General features: G+C 68.9%; 25 protein-coding genes. 7 read left to right on the forward strand and 18 right to left on the reverse strand.

Going from position 1 to position 22,078, the window contains the following annotated elements; all coding sequences use genetic code 11:
- Positions 1–3 precede the first annotated feature (3 nt).
- The gene (locus ACE2AC_RS17000; RefSeq protein WP_375688608.1) at positions 4–909 is read left to right on the forward strand and encodes an alpha/beta hydrolase; all 906 of its coding nucleotides are present in this window, start codon (positions 4–6) and stop codon (positions 907–909) included.
- Between the two features lie 75 nt (positions 910–984).
- Here ACE2AC_RS17000 and ACE2AC_RS17005 read toward each other — a convergent pair whose 3' ends face one another.
- The 9 genes from ACE2AC_RS17005 to ACE2AC_RS17045 form a co-directional block, all read right to left on the reverse strand.
- Positions 985–1,680 carry a cell envelope integrity protein TolA gene (locus ACE2AC_RS17005; RefSeq protein ID WP_375688609.1) on the reverse strand — a complete coding sequence of 232 codons (696 nt, stop codon included), beginning with the start codon at positions 1,678–1,680 and terminating at the stop codon, positions 985–987.
- Positions 1,681–1,996: 316 nt separating this feature from the next.
- A complete protein-coding gene (locus ACE2AC_RS17010; protein WP_375688610.1) occupies positions 1,997–2,383 on the reverse strand; it encodes a biopolymer transporter ExbD in 387 nt (128 codons plus the stop codon).
- Positions 2,383–2,760 carry an ExbD/TolR family protein gene (locus ACE2AC_RS17015; RefSeq protein WP_375688611.1) on the reverse strand — a complete coding sequence of 126 codons (378 nt, stop codon included), beginning with the start codon at positions 2,758–2,760 and terminating at the stop codon, positions 2,383–2,385. Before ACE2AC_RS17015 ends, ACE2AC_RS17010 begins: the two co-directional genes overlap by 1 nt.
- A 4-nt stretch (positions 2,761–2,764) precedes the next feature.
- Positions 2,765–3,793 carry a MotA/TolQ/ExbB proton channel family protein gene (locus ACE2AC_RS17020; RefSeq protein WP_375688612.1) on the reverse strand — a complete coding sequence of 343 codons (1,029 nt, stop codon included), beginning with the start codon at positions 3,791–3,793 and terminating at the stop codon, positions 2,765–2,767.
- Positions 3,794–3,857: 64 nt separating this feature from the next.
- Positions 3,858–5,798: a TonB-dependent receptor domain-containing protein gene (locus ACE2AC_RS17025; protein ID WP_375688613.1), complete on the reverse strand. Its 1,941-nt coding sequence runs from the start codon at positions 5,796–5,798 to the stop codon at positions 3,858–3,860.
- Positions 5,799–5,942: 144 nt separating this feature from the next.
- Positions 5,943–6,695: an ABC transporter ATP-binding protein gene (locus ACE2AC_RS17030; protein WP_375688614.1), complete on the reverse strand. Its 753-nt coding sequence runs from the start codon at positions 6,693–6,695 to the stop codon at positions 5,943–5,945.
- Complete coding sequence (locus ACE2AC_RS17035; protein ID WP_375688615.1) at positions 6,692–7,657, reverse strand: iron chelate uptake ABC transporter family permease subunit; 966 nt, start codon at positions 7,655–7,657, stop codon at positions 6,692–6,694. The genes ACE2AC_RS17030 and ACE2AC_RS17035 overlap by 4 nt, the downstream gene beginning before the upstream one ends.
- The gene (locus tag ACE2AC_RS17040; protein ID WP_375688616.1) at positions 7,650–8,594 is read right to left on the reverse strand and encodes an ABC transporter permease; all 945 of its coding nucleotides are present in this window, start codon (positions 8,592–8,594) and stop codon (positions 7,650–7,652) included. Before ACE2AC_RS17040 ends, ACE2AC_RS17035 begins: the two co-directional genes overlap by 8 nt.
- Positions 8,594–9,499: a siderophore ABC transporter substrate-binding protein gene (locus tag ACE2AC_RS17045; RefSeq protein WP_375688617.1), complete on the reverse strand. Its 906-nt coding sequence runs from the start codon at positions 9,497–9,499 to the stop codon at positions 8,594–8,596. Before ACE2AC_RS17045 ends, ACE2AC_RS17040 begins: the two co-directional genes overlap by 1 nt.
- A gap of 128 nt (positions 9,500–9,627) precedes the next feature.
- On the opposite strand from ACE2AC_RS17045, the gene ACE2AC_RS17050 reads away from it, so the two are divergent.
- On the forward strand, positions 9,628–9,912 hold the full coding sequence (locus ACE2AC_RS17050) for a DUF2218 domain-containing protein (protein WP_375688618.1): 285 nt from the start codon (positions 9,628–9,630) through the stop codon (positions 9,910–9,912).
- Positions 9,909–10,094: a hemin uptake protein HemP gene (hemP, locus tag ACE2AC_RS17055; RefSeq protein WP_375688619.1), complete on the forward strand. Its 186-nt coding sequence runs from the start codon at positions 9,909–9,911 to the stop codon at positions 10,092–10,094. Before ACE2AC_RS17050 ends, hemP begins: the two co-directional genes overlap by 4 nt.
- Before the next feature lie 10 nt (positions 10,095–10,104).
- Here hemP and ACE2AC_RS17060 read toward each other — a convergent pair whose 3' ends face one another.
- The 6 genes from ACE2AC_RS17060 to ACE2AC_RS17085 form a co-directional block, all read right to left on the reverse strand.
- A complete protein-coding gene (locus tag ACE2AC_RS17060; RefSeq protein ID WP_375688620.1) occupies positions 10,105–11,178 on the reverse strand; it encodes a DUF1513 domain-containing protein in 1,074 nt (357 codons plus the stop codon).
- A 1-nt stretch (position 11,179) separates the two neighbouring features.
- Complete coding sequence (locus ACE2AC_RS17065) at positions 11,180–12,166, reverse strand: imelysin family protein (RefSeq protein ID WP_375688621.1); 987 nt, start codon at positions 12,164–12,166, stop codon at positions 11,180–11,182.
- Positions 12,163–13,719, reverse strand: coding sequence for a di-heme oxidoredictase family protein (locus tag ACE2AC_RS17070; RefSeq protein ID WP_375688622.1), 1,557 nt, complete (start codon positions 13,717–13,719; stop codon positions 12,163–12,165). Before ACE2AC_RS17070 ends, ACE2AC_RS17065 begins: the two co-directional genes overlap by 4 nt.
- A gap of 16 nt (positions 13,720–13,735) precedes the next feature.
- A complete protein-coding gene (gene bfr / locus ACE2AC_RS17075; RefSeq protein WP_375688623.1) occupies positions 13,736–14,221 on the reverse strand; it encodes a bacterioferritin in 486 nt (161 codons plus the stop codon).
- Positions 14,221–14,460: a bacterioferritin-associated ferredoxin gene (locus ACE2AC_RS17080; RefSeq protein WP_375688624.1), complete on the reverse strand. Its 240-nt coding sequence runs from the start codon at positions 14,458–14,460 to the stop codon at positions 14,221–14,223. Before ACE2AC_RS17080 ends, bfr begins: the two co-directional genes overlap by 1 nt.
- Positions 14,461–14,530: 70 nt before the next feature.
- Positions 14,531–15,793: an imelysin family protein gene (locus tag ACE2AC_RS17085; protein WP_375688625.1), complete on the reverse strand. Its 1,263-nt coding sequence runs from the start codon at positions 15,791–15,793 to the stop codon at positions 14,531–14,533.
- A 269-nt stretch (positions 15,794–16,062) separates the two neighbouring features.
- Between ACE2AC_RS17085 and ACE2AC_RS17090 the strand changes: the two genes are divergently transcribed.
- On the forward strand, positions 16,063–16,500 hold the full coding sequence (locus ACE2AC_RS17090) for a DUF4168 domain-containing protein (protein WP_375688626.1): 438 nt from the start codon (positions 16,063–16,065) through the stop codon (positions 16,498–16,500).
- 48 nt (positions 16,501–16,548) lie between these two features.
- On the opposite strand, the gene ACE2AC_RS17095 is transcribed toward ACE2AC_RS17090, so the two are convergent.
- Positions 16,549–17,262: a phosphatase PAP2 family protein gene (locus ACE2AC_RS17095; RefSeq protein ID WP_375688627.1), complete on the reverse strand. Its 714-nt coding sequence runs from the start codon at positions 17,260–17,262 to the stop codon at positions 16,549–16,551.
- A 155-nt stretch (positions 17,263–17,417) separates the two neighbouring features.
- Here ACE2AC_RS17095 and ACE2AC_RS17100 point away from each other — a divergent pair, with 155 nt between their 5' ends.
- The gene (locus ACE2AC_RS17100) at positions 17,418–17,843 is read left to right on the forward strand and encodes a BrnA antitoxin family protein (RefSeq protein ID WP_375688628.1); all 426 of its coding nucleotides are present in this window, start codon (positions 17,418–17,420) and stop codon (positions 17,841–17,843) included.
- A 58-nt stretch (positions 17,844–17,901) separates the two neighbouring features.
- Positions 17,902–18,309, forward strand: coding sequence for a hypothetical protein (locus ACE2AC_RS17105; protein WP_375688629.1), 408 nt, complete (start codon positions 17,902–17,904; stop codon positions 18,307–18,309).
- 271 nt (positions 18,310–18,580) lie between these two features.
- On the opposite strand, the gene ACE2AC_RS17110 is transcribed toward ACE2AC_RS17105, so the two are convergent.
- Positions 18,581–19,063 (reverse strand): MgtC/SapB family protein, encoded by a 483-nt coding sequence (locus tag ACE2AC_RS17110; RefSeq protein ID WP_375688630.1) that lies wholly within the window; start codon positions 19,061–19,063, stop codon positions 18,581–18,583.
- A gap of 414 nt (positions 19,064–19,477) precedes the next feature.
- Between ACE2AC_RS17110 and ACE2AC_RS17115 the strand changes: the two genes are divergently transcribed.
- Complete coding sequence (locus ACE2AC_RS17115; RefSeq protein ID WP_375688631.1) at positions 19,478–20,047, forward strand: hypothetical protein; 570 nt, start codon at positions 19,478–19,480, stop codon at positions 20,045–20,047.
- A gap of 742 nt (positions 20,048–20,789) precedes the next feature.
- On the opposite strand, the gene ACE2AC_RS17120 is transcribed toward ACE2AC_RS17115, so the two are convergent.
- On the reverse strand, positions 20,790–21,596 hold the full coding sequence (locus tag ACE2AC_RS17120) for a tetratricopeptide repeat protein (RefSeq protein WP_375692153.1): 807 nt from the start codon (positions 21,594–21,596) through the stop codon (positions 20,790–20,792).
- Positions 21,597–22,078: the final 482 nt, after the last annotated feature.

The following is a 22,078-nucleotide window of genomic DNA, read 5'->3' on the forward strand; positions in this document are numbered from 1 at the left end:
GCGATGCAGATCACCGACCCCGAAGTGCTGAAGTTCATCGCCGACACGCAGGCGGTCTACCCGGACGAGGCGAACCAGGCCTCGGCCGAGGAGAACCGGCGGCTCTATGACGCCATGTGCGAGGTGTTCCGCGAACCGCGCCCCGCGGGGCTGCCGGTGCGCGACGAGGTGGTCGCCGGGGTGCCGGTGCGGCGCTACACGCCGGTCGGGTCCGAAGGGCGTCCCGTGCTGCTCTATTCCCACGGCGGCGGGTTCGTCGTCGGCGGGCTCGACAGCCACGACGACGTCTGCGCCGAACTGGCCGTGGCGACAGGGTGCGAGGTGGTGTCGCCCGACTACCGGCTTGCGCCGGAACACGGCTTTCCCGCCCAGCTCGACGACGTTGCGGCGGTCTGGACGGCCGAGACCGCCAGCCGCCCCGGCATCGCCGTCGGCGACAGCGCGGGCGGCAACCTGTCGGCCGGGCTCTGCTTCCGCATGCGGCGGACGGGCGGCGTGATGCCGCTCGCGCAGGTGCTGATCTATCCGGGGCTCGGCGGGCCGACCGACGCGCCGTCCTACACCGAGAACGCCGAGGCGCCGATGCTGCGCGGCAAGGACCTGCAGGCCTATGCCCGGATGATGAGCCCCGAGGCGCGCGAGCTGCGCCGCACCAACCCCGAGGCTGCGCCGCTGGTGGCAGAGAGCTTTGCCGGCCTGCCGCCCGCCTTCATCGTCACCGCCGACGTGGACCCGCTGCGCGACGACGGCCCGGCCTACCAGGCGGCGCTGCAGGCCGAGGGCATCCGGGCCGATCTGCGCAACGAGCCGCAGCTGCCGCACGGCTACCTGCGGGCGCGGCACCGGTCCGACAAGGCGCGCCAGAGCTTTGCGGCGATCTGCGGCTGGATCAACGACGTCCTGGGCTGATTGCCCGGACCACCAAAGCAAAAGGGCCGGCGGAGCGATCCGCCGGCCCTTTGTCTTCTCTGGCTTGGCCCTGCCTCAGTTGAAGTCCATCGGCAGGTTGAACGTGTAACTCGGGTTGCTCAGCCCGGCAGGGGCCGCGGGCATCCGCCCGGCCTGCCGCACCGCGGCCATCGCCGCCTGGTCCAGCCGCGGGTTGCCCGAGGACCGTGCGACCTGCGCGCCGGTGATCTGCCCCGAGGACGACACGGTCAGTTGCAGCGTCACGCGCCCGCCGCGCCCGCCGGGGTGCCGCTTGCGCCGTTCGATGCGCGCCCGGATCTGAGCCCCCCAGGACGACATCGCGCTTTGCACCTGCGACTGGGACAGCGTCTTTGCCCCCGACGACTGGGCAATCCCGGCCTGCGCCGAGCCGCCGCTGCCGGCGGACCGGGTGGCCTGCCGGGGCGCGCTGCTCTCGGTGGATTGCGTCGGCCGTTCCGGCGCGGGCTTCGGCTGTTCCGGCCGCACGGGCGGGCGCGGGCTCGAGGTCGGGGCGGCCGTTTCGGGCGGCGGCGGGACCTCGGTGTCGATCTGCGGCAGGGCGGCCTGTTCGACCGGCTGCGGGGCCTCGGGCACCGGCGCGTCTGGACGCTCGGGCGGGGTGTCCTGCGTGATCTCGGGCGTCTCGGTCGCCGTCTCCTCCTCGGGCGGCAGCGGCCGGTCGACTGTAAAGGTGGTGTCGGGCGCCGGCGGCAGCGGTGTCTCGCGGTCGAAGCTCGGCACCTGCGGCATGTCGGCCCGCGCCTCGGGCAGGGCGGCCAGCTCGGTCCGGGGGGTGACGCGTCCTCGGTCAGCGGTTCGGGCGGTGCCTCGACCGGCTGCTCCTGCGGCGGCTCGGGGCGCTCGACCTCCTCGGGTGTCTCGGGCGGGCGGTCCCATTTCTCGACCAGGGCCGCGACCTGTTCGGACGCGGCCGCCACGGTGACCGAGGCGTCGCCACCCTGGCCGCCGGTGTCCGACCCGCCATCCGCCGACGGCAGCCGCACGGCCAGCGCCAGGTGCAGCCCCGCGGCCAGCGCCATGAAGGCGGCGAATTCCACGCCGCGCCTCATTCCGGGGCCACCACCAGGGCGACGTTGGTCAGCCCGCGGGCCGCGAGGTTTTTCAGTACCCGCGCCACGGCCCGCGCCTCGGCCTGGGCATCGGCGCGCAGCATCGGCGGTTCGGTCGCCCCGGTCCCCTCGGCCGCATAGGCGTCGAGCGCGGCGTCCCCGGTCAGGTCGCGGAAGGCGATGCCGCCATCTGGCCCCATGAAGAGCGTGAGCTGCACCGGCGGCCCCTCGTCGCCCGTGGCGTTCGGCGGCGTCACCTCGATCGGTTCGGGCGGCGTCAGCTGCGAGGTCATCAGGAAGAAGACCAGCAGCAGGAACACCACGTTGATCATCGGCACGATGCTTTCGCCGCGCGGGCGCTTCTGCGGGGTTGCGAAATCCATCATTCGACCAGCACCAGCCCGGTGTAGCCAGCCGCGCGTAGGCCGGTGGCGACGGTGACGACGCGCTGCAGGTTGGTGCCCTCGGCGCCGCGCAGGACGATGGTGTCCGACGGCGCGGCGACCAGGCCCTGCAGGGCGCCGGGAAGGGCATCCTCACCGATCGCGGTGCCGTTCAGGCGCAGGCCCTCGGGCATGACCTCGACCAGGCGCGGCGGGCCCTGGTAGCCGGATCCGCCCCCGGCCAGCGGCAGCGGCATCACGGTGTCCAGCCCGAAACGCGAGGCGAGCATGAAGAAGACCAGCAACAGGAACACCACGTCGATCATCGGCGTGAGGCTCGGCCTGCGGCGCGGCCGGCGGGGAGGCGCGAGGTTCATCGGATCACTCGGCGGCGAGGTCGATCTCGTGCAGGGTGGCGGCGGCGACATGGGGGCGGTCGGCCACGAAGATGCGGGCGGCCAGGTCTTCCATGTCGACGCGGACATTCTCGATCACCGACTCGAACCAGGTCAGCGCGGCCGAGGCCGGGATCGCCACGGCCATGCCGGCGGCGGTGGTCAGAAGCGCCTCCCAGATGCCTCCGGCGAGCAAAGCGGGGTCGGCGCGGTTGCCAGCCTCCTGCAACGCCTGGAAGGCGGCGATCATGCCGAGGACGGTGCCCAGCAGACCCAGCAGGGGGGCAATGGTGGCGATCAGTTCCAGCGCGCGCAGCCCGCCGGACTGGTCGGCCAGCAGGCGCTTGGCGACGCGGGTGGTTTCCTCGCGCGCCTGGTCGTCGTCCAGCCGCATCCGCGCGGTCAGGGCGGTGCGGGTCATGCGCGAGCGCAGGCCGTGCCGTTTCTCGAGCCGCTTCAGTGCGGCATCGGCGCGGCCCTGTTCCCAGAGCGCCACCGCCTCTGAGGACGGGCGGCGCGACCAGGCGCCGGCCATCGACAGGCTCCAGGTCTTCCACAGGATCAGGGCGAGCGTGACGACCGACAGCGCGGTGATCGCCCAGATCGCGGGGCCGCCGTTTTCGAGGAAGGTCATCGCGCGTTCCAGCGCGCCCTCGGGTTCGGCGGGCGCTTCCGGCACGACGGGGGCTTCGCCCGGTGCGGCCATGTCGGTCGCGGTGCTCTCGTCGGCTGCGGGCGCGGTGGCGTCGTCCTGCGCGACCGGGGCAGTTTCGGTGGCGGCCTCACCCGGCGCGGCGGGGGCGCTGTCCTGCGCCGGGCTCACCTCAGGCGCGGCGCTGTCGGTGCCATCGACCTCGGGGGCGGCGGGCGCCTGCGGCGCAACCGGCGCCTCGAAGCTGGGCGCGGCGGGGGCCTGCGCCTCCTGCGCGGAGAGCGGCGCGGCCAGGAACGTGGCGCAGGTGGCTATCGCGGCGGCCTTGAGGCCATGGGAGAACATCTGCGTCACGGTGGTCATTCGTCGATCCTTTCGATGTGGCTGGCGCGAAGGGCCCGCGCCAGCCGTCGGTATTGCTGCTGCCTCAGAACCGCGTGTTCACGGTCAGGGCAAAGGTGCGGCCCGGCTCGTTCAGGGCCACCACGTTGGACAGGCCTGCGCCGTCCGAGCCGCGTTTCACGTAGGTCGCATCGAACACGTTGCGCACGTCGAGACGCAGTTCCACGCTGTCGTATTGCGGCGGGGTGTAAGAGGCGAAGAGGTTCACGACCTCGTAGCCGGGCAGGGCGCTTTCGCCGATGTCCTCGGTCCCGTCGTATTCGAGCGCGATCTCGGCGGTGCCGCCCAGGGTCAGGCCCTGCATCACCTCGTAGCCGCCCGAAAGCGCGATGATGTGGCCCATCGGACGGCCGAAGTAATAGGCCGTGGTCGAGATCGGCACATCGTCCATGCTCACGTCGGCATAGGTGTAGTTCAGCTGGACAAAGCCCTTGAACGCCTCGTAGCGGAGCGAGGTGTCGATGCCCTTGGACACGATGTCGTAGGTCTCGCGCGAGGCGCCGAGAACGTAGTTGGCGTCCTGGATCTCGGTGTAGAAAAGCGCCGCGTTGGCGGTCCACGGGCCGCTCTGGTAGCGCAGGCCGACCCGGGCGCTGTTCGCGCGCGCGGGTTCGGGCGTCCCGTAGACCCAGTCGCCGCCGAGGTTGATCAGCGACGCTTCGCTGAGCTCGTAGCCGCCCCAGCTGGAGGCCGCGCCGATGTTCAGCGACAGGGCTTCGGTCAGGCGGATGTCGGCGGCGGCGTTGCCGCTGACGCCCACGTCGTCCAGTTCGGTCCCGTCGGCCAGTTCGAACCACTGCGCGTCGACCCGCACGCCGTAGCTGAGCGAGACGCGGTCGTTCACGTCCTGCCGCATCTGGGCAAAGACGCCGACGTTCTGCAGCGTCTCGGTCGCGTCGCCGGTGTTCAGCGCGCCATGGCCCTCGGCGGTGTCATGGAAGAAATCGACCCCGGCCGAGAGCACGCCGCCCATCACCTGGAAGTCGTTCTTGAACGTGCCGCTGAGGCTGGTGTTGGTGCCGACGGCACCGCCCGCCTCGGTCAGGACCTCGTTGTAGGACAGTTGCGCCCAGGGGGCCCAGGTGCCGTCCGGGTTCTCGTCCGTCCAGGTCAGCGCGTATGAATCGCGCTCGGACTTCGCCTCGCGGTAGACCGAGGGGCGGCCGACGACGCCGGCAAAGTCGGGCCGGGCAAAATAGAGACCGCCGGGGCCCGCCTGCATGGCGCGGATGCCGGTGTCGGTGGTGTGATCTGCCGAGAATTCGAAGCGCTGGCCGCCCGCGGTGGTGAAGGCGATCTTGCCGGTCAGGGCCAGGGTGTCGGCCTCGGTCCCGGGCACGACATTGCCGTCGCCGTCGCTGTAGTCGTCGCCGCTGGTGCGCACGGCGCTCAGCAGGTATTCGAACCCGCCCTGCACGCCGTAGACCGTCGCGCCCGCGCGCAGGGTCTTGGCGTTGCTGCCGTAGCTGAGCGAGGTCCGCGCGCCGAAGCTCTGCCCGACCTCGAGCAGGTCGCGCGCGTCGGCGGTTTCATAGGCGATCGTCCCGGCCAGGGCGCCCGGTCCCGCATCGGCGGGCGAGAGGCCGGCGCTTACCTCGACCCGCTTCAGCAGGAAGGGATCGAACAGGATGTTGCCGGAATGGTGGAACGCGGCCTTGTTCTGGCGCGCGCCGTCGATGGTGACCGACAGCTGGCTTTCCTCGATCCCGTTGACGAAGACCTTCTGCGCGATGGCCGCGCCACCTGACACAGCGATCGAGGATTCGCCTTTGAACACGTCCGCCGTGGTCTGCGGATTGCGCACGGCCAGGTCTTCCTCGTTGATCTCGGTGGTGCCGAGCACCGACTGCGCCTCTTCGGATTCGACGCGGATGGCGTCGAGGTCGATGGCCTCCTGTGCCATCGCGGGTGCGGCGATGCAGAGCGCGGCGCCGGTCAGCAGAAATGCCTTGGTGGAAATGTTCATGTGCCCCAGGTCCGGTTGTCGAATGAGTCCCAAGCTGCTGGCTGAGCGACCGAGGGAACGAACGCGTGGGGCTGGCGCTTTCCGCCTCGCCTAGTGAAGTATACTAAAATAGTCAAGATCGATCCGGCCCGCTGCAGGCCGCGGTCAGACCATCACGACGGGACGGCCTTCGACGGTGGAAATCCGGGCATCCGTGCCGAAGGTGTCGCGCAGCAGCACCTCGGTCACGACCTCGGACGGGGCGCCCTGTGCGGCGATGCGGCCGTCCTTCATCACCACCAGGTGGTCGGCGAAGGCGGTGGCATAGTTGATGTCGTGCAGGACGATCACGATGGTCTTGCCATCCACGTCCGCCATCTGCCGCAGCAGGCGCATCAGGTCGCGGGCGGCGGCGATGTCGAGGTTGTTGAGCGGCTCGTCCAGCAGCAGGTAATCGGTGTCCTGCGCAAAGGCCATCGCGGTGAAGGCGCGCTGCCGCTGCCCGCCCGACACCTCGTCGAGGAACCGCTGCCGCAGGTCCCCGAGCGCGAAGCGGTCCAGCGCCTCTTCGATCTTGGCCCGATCCTCGGGGCGGGGATAGCCGCGGTGCCAAGGGTAGCGGCCGAAACCGACAAGTTCTTCGATCCTGAGCCGGGCAGAGACCTGCGCGGTCTGCGGCATCACCGCCAGTTTCTGAGCGAGGTCGCGATCGCTGACCTGCCCGACCTCGAGCCCGTCGACCGTGATCCGGCCCTGGCGCAGCGGCTGCAGCCGGGCGATCAGGGACATCAGCGTGGACTTGCCCGCGCCGTTTGGCCCGATCAGCGCGGTCAGCCCGCCCCGCGGCAGGCTGAGCGAGACGTCGTGCAGGATGTCGCTGGCGCCGATGCGGTGCGAGACGTTTTCGACAAGGATCATGCAGCGCGCCTCCGGATGAGAAGGGTGAGGAAGACCACGCCCCCGACCAGTTCGATCACGACGGTCAGCGGGGTGGCCAGGTTCAGCACCCGTTCCATCACCGTCTGGCCGCCGACCAGGACGATCGCGCCGGTCAGTGCGGCCGACGGCAGCAGGATCGCGTGCCGGTGGGTGGGTGTGATGACATGGGCAAAGGCCGAGACGATCAGCCCGAAGAAGCTGGCCGGGCCGAAGCCGCCCGCCGCCATCGGTCCGACCAGCGCGGTAGGGGCGGCGACGAGAAGGCAGATCAGCACCAGCGACTGGCGCTGCAGGCGTGTCGGGTTCTCGCCCAGGCCGGTCGCGGTGTCGGGGCCAAGCGCCAGCACGTCCAGCCGGTGCCGCATCCGCCAGGCCAGCGCCATGGCGGGCAGGACGACGATGGCGGCCAAGGCGAGCAGGCCGGCCTCGACCTGGGTGAAGCGGGCAAAGGACACCGCCTGCACCATCTGGAACTCGCTGGGGTCGATCACCCGCTGCAGGAACCCGGTCAGGGCCCGGATCAGCAGCCCGATGACGATCCCGGTCAGCACGAGGCGCACCATGTCGCCGCCCGCCAGCCGCATCAGCGCGGCAAAGAGCAGAAGGCTCAGCCCGATCATCGCCGAGATGTTCATCGCAAAGAGCAGCCAGGGCGGCAGGGCGGCATAGCCCGAGGCGCCCATCAGGTAGACCAGCGCGGTCAGGACAAAGACGTAAAGCGCGTCGAACCCCATCAGCGACGGGGTCAGGATGCGGTTCGCGGTGATCGTCTGGAACAGGATCGTCGCCACCGACAGCGCCATGCCGACGAGGATCAGCGCCGCGAGCTTGGTCGCCCGGAACGGCAGCAGGAACGACCACGGCGCCTTGGCGTCGATCAGCATGTAGCCCGCCGCCGAGAGCAGCAGCAGGCCCGCGAGGACCAGCAACCTGTTACGCACGGCGTCCCCCCTGCGACAGGAGGACGATGAAGATCACCGCGCCGACGAGGGCCACCATGGAGGAGGCGGGGATCTCGAATGGGGCCCGCAGGGTCCGGCCGAGGATGTCGGCGCCGAGGACGAGGATCGCGCCGACCAGCGCCGTCACCGGCAGGGCGCGGCGCAGGTTGTCGCCGGTGATCCGCGCGACGAGGTTCGGCACCACGAGCCCGACGAAGGGGATCGAGCCGAGGGTCACGACCACGATCGCCGTGGTGACCGAGATCGCGGCCAGTCCCGCGGCCGTCACCGCCCGCACGTTCAGGCCGAGGCCGCGTGCCGCATCCTCGCCAAGCGCCAGCAGGGTCAGCCGGTCGGCGATCAGCCAGGATGCCCCGGCGGCCAGCCCGGCCAGCCAGAGCAGTTCGTACCGCCCCTGCAGCACGCCCGAGAATTCGCCGGTCAGCCAGATGCCGAGGTACTGCATCATGTCGTCCTGGTAGGCGATGAAGGTCGCCACCGCGCCGATCACCCCGCCGTAGACCAGCGCCACCAGCGGCACGAGCAGCGGCTGGGTCGGCGGCAACGGGCGGATCAGGACGATCAAGCCGAGGCTGCCGGCCAGCGCGGCAAGCGCGGCGACCGACATCTTGATCCAGAGCGCGGCGGCGGGCGCGAGCATGGTGATCAGCAGGATGCCGAGCGCGGCGCTCTGTCCCGCCCCGGCGGTCATCGGTTCGACGAAGCGGTTGCGGGCGAGGATCTGCATAATCTGCCCGGTCATCGCCAGCGCCGCGCCGGCCAGCACGGCGGCCAGCGTCCGGGGCAGGCGGCTGACCAGCAGCAGGTCGCGCGCGGCGGGGTCGTGCAGCAGGTCGGCGGGCGACAGCGGCGCGTTGCCGACAAAGAGCGACAGGCAGAAGAGCGCGGCCAGCAGCGCCAGCCCAGCCAGGCGCATTACATCGCCCCGAGGGCCGCGGCGATCTCGTCCAGGGTGCGCATCAGGGCCTGCACCCCACCGGCGGCGATGTAGACCTCGCCGGGGGACAGGTAGACGATCCGCCCCTCGCGCCCCGCGGTGGTGCCCGCCACCAGCGAGTTGTCCAGCGTGGCCTGGGCCGCCGCGGTGCCGTCGTCGATCGCCGCGCCGCGGTCGATCACGATCAGCGTGTCGGGGTTGGCCTGGGCGATGTATTCGAACGACACCGCCTCGCCGTGGCGCGAGTCCGCGATGCCTTCGACCGCCTCGCCGAAGCCGAGGCGCGTGTGCAGCCAGCCGAACCGGCTGCCGGGACCGAAGACCGCGAGTTTCGGGCCGTTGGTCATAAGGATGAGCGCGTCTCCGCCCTTGTCGGCCACCAGCGCGCGGACCTGTTCGACCTTGGCGTCGAGCGCGGCCGAAAGCTCGTCTGCCGCGGCCTCGCGGCCGAGCATCCGGCCATAGGCGGCCAGGCGCGCCTCGCCGTCGCCGAAGGCGTCGGTGCCGACGGACATGTCCGCCACCGGGGCGATCCGCGACAGGGCCTGCGCCTGTGCCACCGCCCGCGATCCGACGACGATCAGGTCCGGGGCAAGCGCGGCAATGGCCTCGAAATCGGGTTCAAAGAACGATCCCACGTGCTCGGCGCCCTCGACCTGGTCGGGCAGGTAGTCGACGTAGACCGGCCAGGAAATCCCCGCGGGCACCTGCCCGAGCGCGACCAGCGTGTCGATCGCCGCCGGGTCCAGCGCCACGATCCGTTCCGGCGCGGCAGAAAGCTCCATCGGGCCCTGCGCGGTGTCGAAGGTGACCGGATCGGCCAGGGCGGCGGTCGACAGGACGAGGGCTGAGAAGAGGGCGGGCAGGGCGCGCGTCGCGAACATGGGGGCTCCTTGTTCAGGCAGGCCGCGCGCGGAAGGGGCCGGCGGCGGTCCTCCGGGCGACTATCCCGTTGCCATGGGGAGGTCAAGAAAATAGCTTACGAAAAGAATCGGGAACGGGGAGACCAGCCATGCTGACAGCCAAGACGCGTTTCGAGACGGAAAACGCCTCGAGATACCTCCAGCAACTGTGCAAGCATTTCGCCCACAAGGTCAGCGTGGAATTCGACGAGACCACCGGCCGGGCCGAGCTGCCGCCGGGCCCTGCGACGCTGACCGCCGATACCGGCGGGCTCGATATCGCGGTGACCGGGCCGGATGCCGACGGGCTCAAGCGCGCCAAGTACATCGTCGAGGATCACCTGTTGCGCTTCGCCTTCCGCGAAGAGCCCAAGGCGCTGGACTGGACGATATGAGCGCGGGACAGCAAGGCAAGGACACCGGGGCGGCAGCCAGCCCGGTGTCCGGACACGACGGGCTGCCGAGCTATGACGCGCGCGACCTGACAGCGGGCGGCCAGACGGCCGAGATCCTGTTGGGCGACCAGGTCTATACCCTGCGGATCACCAAGGCGGGCAAGCTGATCCTGACCAAGTGAGCGGCGGCCGTCAGGCCACCGTGATCTTCACCAGGTGATTGTCCCAGGCCCGCACCGCCCGCGACGCGGGCCGCAGGCTGTCGCCGCGCGCCTCGATCACGGTGCCCATGCCGTCGGTCGCCACGAAGCCCTCGATCCCCTCGGCCAGGCCGCAGATGTCAGAGCGCTCGAACCCGGCGGCAAAGCTGCCGTCGGGCCGGAACACGTGCAACCGCGAGCCGCGGGGCGAGGTGATGCCGATCAGCCCCTCGGGCGAGATCGCGACGCTGCCGGCATAGCCCTGCATCGCCATCTGTTCGCCCATGGCGGCGGTGCAGAGGATCGGCGCGGAGCCGCGCCGGTGCAGGCCGAGCAGGGGGGCGGCGTCGGGCAGGTCGCCCTGCCACTGCATGGCAAAGGCGACAAGACCGTCGCGCGCGGCGAGGTGGCGGATGGAGTTCTTGTGCAGGCCGGTGTCCAGTTCGACGACCTCCTCCACCCCGCCGTCGATCGTGGCATAGGCGAGGTTCGGGCGCATGGTGTCGAGGTTGAGCTTGTCGCGGCCCTGGTCGGGGTGGGTGCGGATGCCGCCGTTGGCGATCACCAGCACGTCGCCGTCGAGGCGAAGGATGTCGTGCGGGCCGGTGCCGCCCGATGCGATCTCGCCCACGCGTTCATAGTTCCGGCGGCGGTCCCAGATGCCGATCCGGCCCTCGCCGGTGGCGTAGTCGTTCTCCGGCGTGCAGAGCAGGTTACCCCCGTCGACAAAGGCGCCGTGGCCGTAGAAGTGCCGGCCTTCGGGCGCGTGCAGCGTCTTTTGCGTGACGCCGGTGGTGCAGTCGATGACAAGCGCGAAGGTGCCGGGGCGGCGGGCAAAGGCCACCGCTTCGGGCGCGGTCGGATGCGCCGCGGCGGCATGGCCCCGGCCGGGCAGGGGAATGCGGAACACGTCCTGCCCGCTGGCCGCCAGCCCGAAGAGCGCGTAGTCGCCCGACGGTTCCTTGGCGGCGGCGAGGTAGGCGGGGCTGCCCGCGTCGGCCCAGGTCAGCCGCGGCACCGAGGCGGCGGCGAGGAGCGAGGCGAGGAAGGCGCGGCGCGTGGTCATCTCAGTCTCCGTCGGCCGAGTTGAAGCCCTCGGTCACGCCGAGCTGGGCGCCGATCTCACCGGCGACGGTGGCGGCGATGGCGTCGATCCGCTGTTGCAGGATCTCGACCTTGAGGCGGCTGCCCGGCTCCGCGACGCCGGCGAACACCGGATCATCGAGGTCGGCGGCCACCTCCAGCGCGGTGGCAAAGGCGGCGTGGGTCTGGGGGATCGGCGCGTCGGCCAGCGCCTCGGACAGGTCCTCGAGCGCTTGCAGCGACAGGGTCACGTTGCGCAGCGACCGGCCGGAACGGCGCGCCTCGGCCCGTAGGGGGCGGGGCCGGTCGAAGCTGCCGAGCGGGCGCTTCAGCCGGGCGTCCGCGTCGAATTCCAGTGCTGCCTGCAGCGCGGTGTAGAGCTGCTGCTGCGCCTCCTGTTCCGAGAAGTAGCGCGGGTTGCCCGCCTCTCCGGCAGAGAGCATCAGCGGGGCCTGCGTCCCGCGCCAGGCGGCGTCGATCTCGTCGGCCATGCGGGAGAGGTCGGCGGCGGTGGCGGCGACAAGGCGGCAGGTGTAGCTGTCGGCGGCGTATCCTGCATACTTCTCGTCATAGAGCAGCTGTTCCAGGGCGAAGAACCCGCGCGCGGCGACCGAGACCTCGGCGAATTCGGCGGGGTCGTCCACCGCCGCATCCTCGTTCGCCACCAGCTGCGCGACGGCGGCGTTGCCGAGGCCGCGGGTGTCGGGCCAGAAGGCGATGGCGAGGCCGCGACCGTCATCCTCGACCGGTCCGAAGGCCAGGTGGGATATGCCCAGCCAGGCGTCGAAGGCGTCGTGGAAGGCGGGCTGCACGGCGGTGGTGGTGCAGTCCTGCCGCGCGGTGTCGGCCAGCGCCCGGGTGGCGTCGGCAAAGGCGGCGGTGCCGGGCAGGACGTGGTCGTTCACCACCTCGGGCACGCCCGCGTGCAGGGGCGTGGCAAGGCAGAGGCACAGGGCGAGGGCACGTTTCATAGGCTCTCCAGGTAGCGGATCAGGGCGGCGCGATCCTCGGGCGGCAGGTCGACGACGCGGTCGCGGGATGCCTGCGCCTCTCCGCCGTGCCAGAGCACCGCTTCGAGGAGGGAGCGCGCGCGGCCGTCGTGGAGGTAGTAACTGTGCCCGTTGACCTGCGGGGTCAAGCCGATCCCCCAGAGCGGGGCGGTGCGCCATTCCTGACCGTCCGCCGCCCCTTCGGGCCGGTTATCGGCCAGACCCTCGCCCATGTCGTGCAGAAGCAGGTCGGTGTAGGGCCAGATCAGCTGGAAGCTCTGTTCCGGCTGGTCGTCGAGCCGGTTGGTCACGAACTTGGGGGTGTGGCAGCCGGTGCAGCCGATGTCGTAGAACACCTGCTTGCCGCGCATCACCTGCGGGTCGTCGAGGTCGCGGCGGGCGGGCACGGCGAGGTTGCGGCTGTAGAAGGTCACGAGGTCGAGCGAGGGGCCGTCGATCTCGGTCCCGCGGTCGTCGCCGTCGCCGTGCGGACCGGCGCGGCAATCGGTCTGTGCCTCGGTGCAGTCGCCCCAGGGCGCGTCGAAGATGGGGGTGGAGATGCCGATGTCGCCGGCGAAGGCGGCGGCGCTCTGTTCCCGGACGGTCGGGGCCCCGGCCTTCCAGCCGAAGCGGCCCAGCATCGGGCGGTCGTATTCCAGCGACCAGACCACGTTGGCCCGGCCCGAGATGCCGTCGCCGTCGCTGTCGCCGGGATCGGCGGCGGCGAGGATGTCCGCCGCCGGGATCGCCTCGAGCAGGCCGAGGCCGATCATCTGCGGTGCGACGCGGGGCGAGAGCATGGCGCCATCGGCCAGCGGGCCGTACCCGAGGTCGTCGGCGCGCCAGGTCGGGCGGCGGAGCATGGCGGTCTCACCGCCGCTGAGCGGCACGGCGATCTCTTCCCAGTCGACGCCGAGCTTGTATTCCGCGGTCTGGCCGGGTGTGGCGAAATCCTGCAGTTGGCCGCCGTAGGTCGGATCGGGCCGGGTCTGCATCGTCTTGTCCCCGAGGGTCAGCAGGAACGCCTCGATTTCGCTCATCTCGCCGCCGTCGGGGGCGGGGACGGAGACGCGCAGGAACATCGAGACGGCGTCGTCGTCCGGCCCCTCGGGCGGGTGGCCGCGACCGTCCTTGAGGTGACAGCGCTGGCAGGAGCGGGCATTGTAGAGCGGGCCCAGCCCGTCGGAGGCGAGGGTCGAGGAGGGCGAGGAGACCCAGAGCTTCTTGAACAGGCCGTTGCCGACCTTGAACTCCAACTCGCGCTCGAACGAGATGTTGGCCGAGGCCTGCGAGAAGGCGTTGCTGTCGGGCAGGACGCGCACGGTGGCGGCCCCGCCGGGGTTGCCCTCGAACGCCTCGGGGGCGTCGAAGGTGTCGGTCGGCGCGGTGACACCGGCGATGCGCGCCGCCTCTGCCGCGGTGCGGGGCACCACGTCCACGTGCGGGTCGGCTGCGATCCGGTCCGCTTCGGTGGCCAGGGCCCCGAAACAGTTGAGGCCGGTCATCAGACCGGCCATCAACAGGGTTCTTTTCATGCCTTGTCCAGTCCGCTTACTCGGCTTCGTCCGCCGACTTTGCGTTGAGCAGGCCATAGCGTTCCTCGCCCAGCTTGGCATAGAGATCGAGCTGCGTTTCGAGGAAGTCGATATGGCCTTCCTCGTCGGCGATAAGTTCCTCGAAGAGGTTCTTGGACACGTAGTCGCCGACCTTGTCGCAGTGATCGCGGGCCTCGATGTAGAGGGTGCGTGCGTCGTGTTCGCCGGCCAGGTCCGCCTCGAGCGTTTCCTTGAGGTTCTCGCCAATCCGCAGCGGGTCGAGCTTTTGCAGGTTGGGGTGGCCTTCGAGGAAGATGATGCGCTGGATCAGGCGGTCGGCATGATGCATCTCTTCGATGCTCTCGGCGCGCGACTTGTCGCCGATCTTGCCAAAACCCCAGTCTTCCTGAAGGCGGTAGTGCAGCCAGTACTGGCTGACCGCGGTGAGCTCGCTCCGGAGGGCTGCGTTGAGGTATTCAATTACCTTTTCGTCGCCTTTCATCAGGCCTTATCCTTCTTCCTGTTCCTGAGGTTCCGCAGCTGACGCGGGACCGCGAAGCTGTCGTTGGCCTCCATGGTGTCCAGGAAGTGCGGAAGACAACCACCGCAATCCGGACGTTTGCCGAGCGCCCGGTACACCTTCCCGGGTGTCACGATCGTGTCCGGGTCAGAGGCACGCATCCAGTCGATGGCGGCGTGAATCTCGCGGTCGGAGATCGAGGCACAGTGACAAACAATCATGTCGTTACGTCCGGGACAAGCGAAAGCATCGGGCCGGCGGCCCGGTGCGGGGTGGTTTCAGGGGGCCGGATCACTGGAAGACAGCGTCCGGGTTGTCGAGGCTGTCGGAGCCTTCGACGGCGATCTGGTCGAGTTCGAGCGCGGTCACGGCGCGTTCGATCGAGCGGGTCTGGTTCACCAGCGCCTCGACGGCCGCCATGATCAGCGCCTCGCCGCCGGCATTGCCGCGGGCGAGCATCTGGTCGTAGGAATAGCCCGCCTCGGCCGCGGCCTTGAGCTGGCCGAGTTCGCCCATGGTGGCGTTGATGTCGGCGCGCAGCGCGGCGTCGACCTCGGGGTCGATCGAGGCCACCAGTTCCGACAGCGAGGGGCCCGAGGTCACGGTGCCGTCGGCGCCGACGTATTCGCCGAAGTAGACGTTCCGGATGCCGAGGCCGTCGTAGTAGTGGCTGTTGTGGGTGTTGTCCGAGAAGCAGTCATGCTCTTCCTCGGGATCGTTCAGCATGACGCCGAGCTTCATCCGCTCGCCCGCCTGCTCGCCGTAGGAGAGCGAGCCCATGCCGGTCAGCATCGCGGTCAGGCCCGCGACCTCGTCGCCGGTGACGGCGGCGCGGGCGTCGCCGCCCTCGGCCCACTGGCCGGCCATCCATTCGAGGTCCGACACCAGCAGTTCGGTCGCCGCGGTCAGGTAGGCCGCGCGGCGGTCGCAGTTGCCGCCGGTGCAGTCCGCGCCCTGCGCATAGTCGGTCCAGGGACGGTCGCCGGCGCCGTGTTCGGTGCCGTTCAGGTCCTGGCCCCAGAGCAGGAATTCGATCGCGTGGTAGCCGGAGGCGACGTTGGCCTCGACCTCGTCGGCCTCGTGCAGGGTTTCGGCGATCAGCTCGGGCGTGATCTCGGCCGCGTCGATCTCTTCGCCCGAGAGGGTGAAGGCCGGGGTCGCGATGACGTTCAGCGCGGCATATTCGTTTTCATCGGTGGCGCCGCCGTAGGTCGCGTCGACATAGTCGATCAGGCCCTCGTCCAGCGGCCAGGCGTTCACCTTGCCTTCCCAGTCGTCGACGATGGCATTGCCGAACCGGTAGACCTCGGTCTGCTGGTAGGGCACGCGGGCCTTGATCCAGGCGGTGCGGGCGGCGGCGAGGGTTGCGTCGGACGGATCGGCAACCAGGGCGGCAACCGCTTCCTGCAGGGCCTTGGCGGTGGCCAGGCTGTCGCCATAAGCGGCCTCGGCGATGTCGGCATAGGTGTCGAGCACGGCGGCGCGGTCCTGGGCCAGGGCCGGCACGGTGAGGGCGGTGGTCATGGCGAGGCTGGCGAGGAGCTTGCGGGTCATGGGTCGTCCTTATGGATCTTGAAGTCTGGTCACGGAATCGTCGGCCGCCGGCGCGGGTCGGGCAATTCCTGACGGAATGTGTCGGCCAAGTCAAATCCGATTGTTTTGATCGGAAACATTGTGATCGCCCGGCGGGGACCCGCCGGTCCGGTCGGCAGGGGCCCGCCGGCGCGGAAAACCGCCGTGAAACCGGGGCCGCCGTGCCGCGTTGGAGGCCCTCATGTCGCCCCCGACCGGGCGGCCCATGCAGACGAAATAGGGAAGACAACATGACCTTTCTGAGCAAACTTGCCGGTTCCACCGCCATCCTGATGGTCGCCGCCGCCCCCGTGCTGGCGCAGAGCGCGGCGCCCGAGGCCCCGACCGGAACCGAGGCACCGGCCGCGCCCGAGATGACGCAGCCGGCCGAGACCGCCTATACCGACGCCGAGCTCGAGACCTTTGTCGAGGCGGCGCTGGCGGTGACGCAGGTCCAGCAGGACTATGCCCAGCAGATGCAGACGACCGAGGACGAGTCGGCCAAGCAGGAGCTGGTTGCCACCGCCCAGCAGCAGATGAAAGAGGCGGTCGAGGGCGTCGAGGGCATGGACCTGGCCACCTACAACGAGATCGGCCGCGCGGCGCAGGAGGACGAGGACCTGAACCGCCGGATCACCGCGCTGGTGCAGGAGAAGATGCCGCGCCAGCCGCAGAATTCTGACGGCTGACCGCTGAACGGACCGTAAAGGCGCCGCCCCCGCGTGGGGCGGCGTTTTTCATGACCCCTTCTCGGGCTCGATCTGTCCGCGCCGCTCCAGCGCCCGGGCGATCAGCCAGACGCCAAGCGCCCAGGCCGCGCCGAGCGCCCAGCCGGCCAGCACGTCCGACGGCCAGTGCACCCCGAGATAGACCCGGCTGACCCCCACCAGCATCGTCACCACCATCGCGACCACGAGGTAGAACACCTTGATCCGGCGGGCCCTTTCCGCCCGGGCCAGCATCACCGCGAGGGTCAGGTAGGTCACCGCCGCCATCATCGAATGGCCCGAGGGGAAGGAGGCGGTCAGCACCTCGGTCCCGTGCGGAACGAGGTCGGGGCGGGGGCGGTCGAAGCCCATCTTGAACAGGGTCGAGACCAGCGAGCCACCGGCGATGGTCAGCGCCAGCAGGAGCGCCGCGCCGCGTTGCCGGGCGAGCAGGAGGTAGAACACCACGCAGGCGGTGATCAGCGTCAGGATCACCGCGCCGCCAAGCGCGGTGAGGTCGCGCATCGCCACCTCGAGCCGGGGGCCGCCGATCGGATCGGTCGGGTCGCCGGGGGTCCGCAGCGCGAGAAGCACGGTTTCGTCGAAGGCATGCAGCTCGCCCTCGAGCATTTCCGAGGCCAGGGCGAAGAACGCCCAGATGCCGCCGGCGACGAGGATCAGTGCCAGCAGGGTTGCGGTTTCGACGCGGCGGGTGAGGGCGGAGAGGGAGCTGCGCGCGGTCATGGGCCGAGCATGTGGCGCGTCCGGCGGCTGCGGCAAGGCCAAAACGCCACGTCGGTATCACGTCGGTATTGCGTCGGTATCACGTCGGTGCCTGCGTGCGCTGCGCTGGGCGGGCGTTAACCCCCGTAGGGCAGGCTGTCCGGCGGAGGTGCCCCATGGCTTACCGGATGACGAAATCGGAACGGATCGCGCGGCGGAACTATTCCCGCGACCATGCCTTCCTCGAGACCGTGTCGCTGTCGCACGACGTGACGAAACGCTTCCCGCTGGAATGGAAGCTGCTGGCCCACGACTTGGATGTCACCGAGCGGAAGGAGAAGGTGACGCTCTACGTGGACCGCTCGGTCGCGCGGATGTACCGCGGGCTGGGGCAGGGCTACCAGGGGGTGATGAACCGGGTGCTCAGGGTCTGGATGCAGGCCAAGACGGCGGAGTGGCTGGAGGTCGAGGCGATGATCATCAACGCGCGCTACGACGAGATCCGCGCGCGGGAGCGGGACGCGCGGGCGCTGGGCGACGCGCGGCCGGGCTGGGACGCGGAGGTGGAGGAATGGCCGGAGGTCACGCCGGAGGAGGGGTGAGGGGGGTTTGTCGCCCGGGCAAGATCGGCTACCCATGGCAGCGGGGCGGCGAGGGCAAATGGGACCAGTGAAGGCGAAGGTGTTGGCGGGTGCAGCGGTGCTGGCTGCGGGATGGGCGATCAACGCATTCATCGTCGTGCCGTTACAGGGCCATGAGCCGCCGGTGGTCGCAGCACGGCCCGGGTCGCCGCGGTCCTCGACCTTCGAGATGGGTGAGGCGCGGGCGATTTCCGGGGATCACTTCGTCATCAAGGGGCGCGGGGTCCGCCTGCGCGGGGTCCTCTGCCCGGAGGCGGAGAGCGAAGCCGGGCGGAACGCCAAGGCCTTCCTGAACCAGGCGCTGAGGACGAATGTCGAATGCGACATGTCCGGCAGCCCCGGCGCCGTGTGGCGGGGATCGTGCCGCGCCAACGGGCGCGACGTGGCCGGGGCGCTGATCGAGGCGGGGTACTGCGTGGCCCGGTAGGGACGGCGGGGTGAAACTCTGCCCGTCGTTACCCAGAGGTTAAATCTGTTGCATTGCGCTGGGCGGATGGCGCGCCATGTCCGGCCCCGGGTGCCCGGGGCGACGCTGGTCCTGACGATATGCCTGGCCGACCGGGACTCTGACGTCTTGGTGCGAGAGGTCGAATTGTTGCGGGGCGCGCTGCAGCACGGTGACGCGGAGCGGGCGGGCGCCTCGCCGGTTTCATCGGCGCATCTGCCGTGGGGGTCCACCCGACCCCCTGCACCCCGTCCTAGCCCTCGCCATCGCCTGCCCGGGTGCGGCGCGCGCGGTTGCCGCGCAGCCGGGCGAAGCGGCGTTCGGCCCAGTCCGCGCCGAGCATCACGGCGAGGATGATCAGCGTCACGGCGATGGCGGTCACGCCGTAGTTCAGCGCGATGGCTATGCCGATGGCGGCGAGGGCCCAGATCAGGGTGGCGGTGGTGATGCCCTGGATGCGGCCGCCCTGGGCCATGATCACGCCGGCGCCGAGGAAGCCCACCCCGGTGACGATCGCGGCCATGACCCGCGACGGGTCGCCCGCGGTGTCCGTCAGGGTCTGGCCGAGGTCCACCAGCAGCGCCGATGTCAGCACGATGATGATGCAGTGCCGGATGCCCACGCTCTTGCCGCGCAGCTGCCGTTCCAGCCCGATCAGCCCGCCGCAGAAGACCGCGATGGCGACATGGGTCATCGCGGAGGGGAAGAACTCGGACGGGGTGAGGCTGGTGAGCATGGGCGACCCTCGATGCCGGACGTCCGGGGCAGCGTAGCACGGATGCGGGGGAGGATGGGTGGGGGAAAGGAGGGGGGCGCAGACCGGGTGGGTCGATCAGGATCGTTCCAGCGGACCCATTGGGCAGAGTGCTGCGAAGGTCGAGTTTGAGACCAATCTGATCGCGGCAAGGCTCACCACTTTTGACGCTGCAGTCGTGTCATCTGGAACTCGAAGGGCCCGCTGCGGTCGGAAAAAATTGTCGTGGCGCAGCCGTGCTGGCTTCTCTGATCCGGTCATTCGGCCCAAAGATTTGGCATCCCTTCCCTGATATCCCGAGCCGCCAAGATTTTCATTTTATTTATCCGAGCTCGCCCGCTAATTTCATCTCTAAGTATTTTGCGAAATTTCAAAAAGACTAAAAAGGATATCGAAATGAAGGCAAAGTTTCTCTCTACACTGCTCGCCTCTTTGGCGTTTGGTGGCGCAGCTTCGGCTGCAACAATCGATACGTCTGCATTGGGGAGTGGGTTTTTGGGCGGGACAGTCGCAGTGACGCCCGAAGCAGTGATCACCTCTTCTGGGACGGACCTTTTCTTCGGAGGTGCTGATTCTCGCCCGGATTCGTTTTGCGCCATCCAGGGTTCTTCCTGTGAAGCGGACTTCATGATCGATTTTGTCGGCCTCGTGGAAAACCTGACCTTCGTAGCAGCTGGCGCGGATGTCGGGGACTTCATTGAAGTTTTCGCTTTGGATGCGTTGGGCACCTCACTTGGATCCGTCACACTTGCAGATGTAGGTGGTCTGATCGATCTCAGCGCGTTTGGACCGTTGGCATCTGTCTTCATCGATGACAGCTCTACCGGTGGCGGTTTCGGCTATGCCGAATTCAGCTTCGACCTGGTCTCTGAGGTCCCTCTGCCTGTGAGTGGGGCGCTGTTGCTTGCAGCACTAGCAGGAACAGGTTTGGTACGCCGCCGTAAGCCTCAGCAATCAACCGCGTGAAAAACTGTCAGCCTCGGTGCGGCGCCTCTACGCATTAACCGAGGTCTTTCTATCCTCGGCCGACCTCCCGATGAGTTTTTTGGCATTGGCATCAACTGCTAATAGCCGTCCCTCGGCGCATTGCAGGCTGCGCGTGCAGCGAACGGCAGGAAGGTCCGCATAGCCGACCTTGGTGCCAGGCGCAGCAAAGGACCGGAGGCAGAACGTCGTCCCTATCCCTAGCGACCGCACGTCCAATTGCGTGTGTTCGGCTGGACGACGGTTCATTCAGGGGCTCCACTTTGGCTCCGCGTGCGACGAAGGTAATGAGCCCAGCCCGAAGGCATGTAAGGGTTGGATAATGGAGCCATGGACACGTTGGTATCCGCATCGCGAATGGCAACTTGTCCTCTCATAGCGGCCTCGGGCACCAAGCGAGGCGAAGGTCCGCTGCCAGCCCGAAGCTGTCATCGGTGCTGCATGCAGCAAGAGTCCGCTCCGACCCCATCCACGACATTCGCGCGGGCTGCGGTATGTGGCACCAGGGCGGAAAGCGGACGTTCACTGCGGACTTGTCGAAGGTCCAGTTTGCAGCGTCGCACCGTCTGCTTCCGGCCTTAAGGGCAACGAGATTTAGTGTCGCCTGCACGGCGCGCACCTGCCACGGGATCACACTCTTCGCAGTCAGAGCGATTTGGGAAGGCAATGGACTTTAGAGGTCGGAGGGACCCATTTCAAGTCGGCAACGAAGCCCGCCAAAAAATCAGGCCTCCGGAAAACCCAAATCTTTCAGTGCCCTATGAATCTCGGCCCTAACGCCAGGATTGCGGATCGGGATCGCCGAGAAGAACTGCGAAATCGACGCATCGGGGCGCATGGCAATGGTCCGGCCCTGCCAGTAGCGCGCCTGGGTATCCCTTCCGGACACCTTGTTGATCGCAGAGGCGATGGTCGTCACGATGTAGTGGGCCCCGGGCTCCCGCGCGCCCATGTCCGTATGATGGCAGGCTGCGTCGTGGTCGCCGAGTTGCAGGAGCGCCAGGGCCTTGGACTGGTGCATCGCGTAGAGGAAAGGGTCGAGCGGGCTGAGAGCGATTGCCTCGTCCGCCGCAGTGATCGCGCGGGCGCCTTCACCTTCGATCATGTCGGCATGGGATCGCGCATAGAGGCCGTGAGAGAAGCTTGGGCTCATGCTGATGGATCTGTCGAGATAGCCTTGGCCGGAGGCGTGATCGCCCTGCAGCCAGAACGAACGTCCGAAGTTGAAGTTGCCGAACGGGTCCAGCGGGTCGATCTCAAGGCATTTTTCGGCGAACCGCCTTGCGTCCTCGGCCGCGACCATGCGCTCCGGCGTGTAGGTCATGAACGCTGTCTGGAACGAGGTGAAGGACCGCGCGGCGAAGGCCCGGGCGAACCCGGGGTCGAGCTGCGTCGCCCTGGCGAAGTAGTCGGCGGCGATGGCGTTGTCCTTGCCATTGAACCGGTACATGTGATGCAGGCCGAGGTGATAGAGGCTCCAGGCATCGAGGCTCTCGGGAGAGCGGAGGCGCGCGCGTTCCGTCTCGTGCATGTTGATGTGAAGTTCGAGTCCGGAGCACACCAGACGGACGATGTCGGTCCGGATCTGGTGCACGTCGTCGATGCCGCCCGACAGGGTTTCGTACCAGATGACCCGGCCATCCCGGGTGTCTGCAAGTTCGACCGATATCGTGAACTCGGTGCCCGATGATCTCCACGTCGCCAGCGAGGCAGTAGGCGGCGCCGAGATCGGAGTGGATCGTGGTCAGGTCCGTCGACGGGGCACGGAACCGGAAGGAGGAGCCGCGCGCCACGACCCTGATCCAGCGAAGCCGCGACAGCGAGGAGATCAGCTCGGCCGGAACGGCATCGGCCAGGGCCTCCCACCCTTCCATCTGGCCGATGCGCTGGAACGGCAGCACCGCGATCGAGGGGCGGGCAATGTCGATAACTGACGGCGGCTCGGGCGCAGGAGGCTCGGTTCTGGCGCTTGCGGGCAACGCGGCTTGCAAGGGACCGACGAACCGAAAGCCG

The sequence above is a fragment of the Pseudooceanicola sp. LIPI14-2-Ac024 genome (assembly GCF_042188925.1).
Classification (GTDB): domain Bacteria; phylum Pseudomonadota; class Alphaproteobacteria; order Rhodobacterales; family Rhodobacteraceae; genus Pseudooceanicola.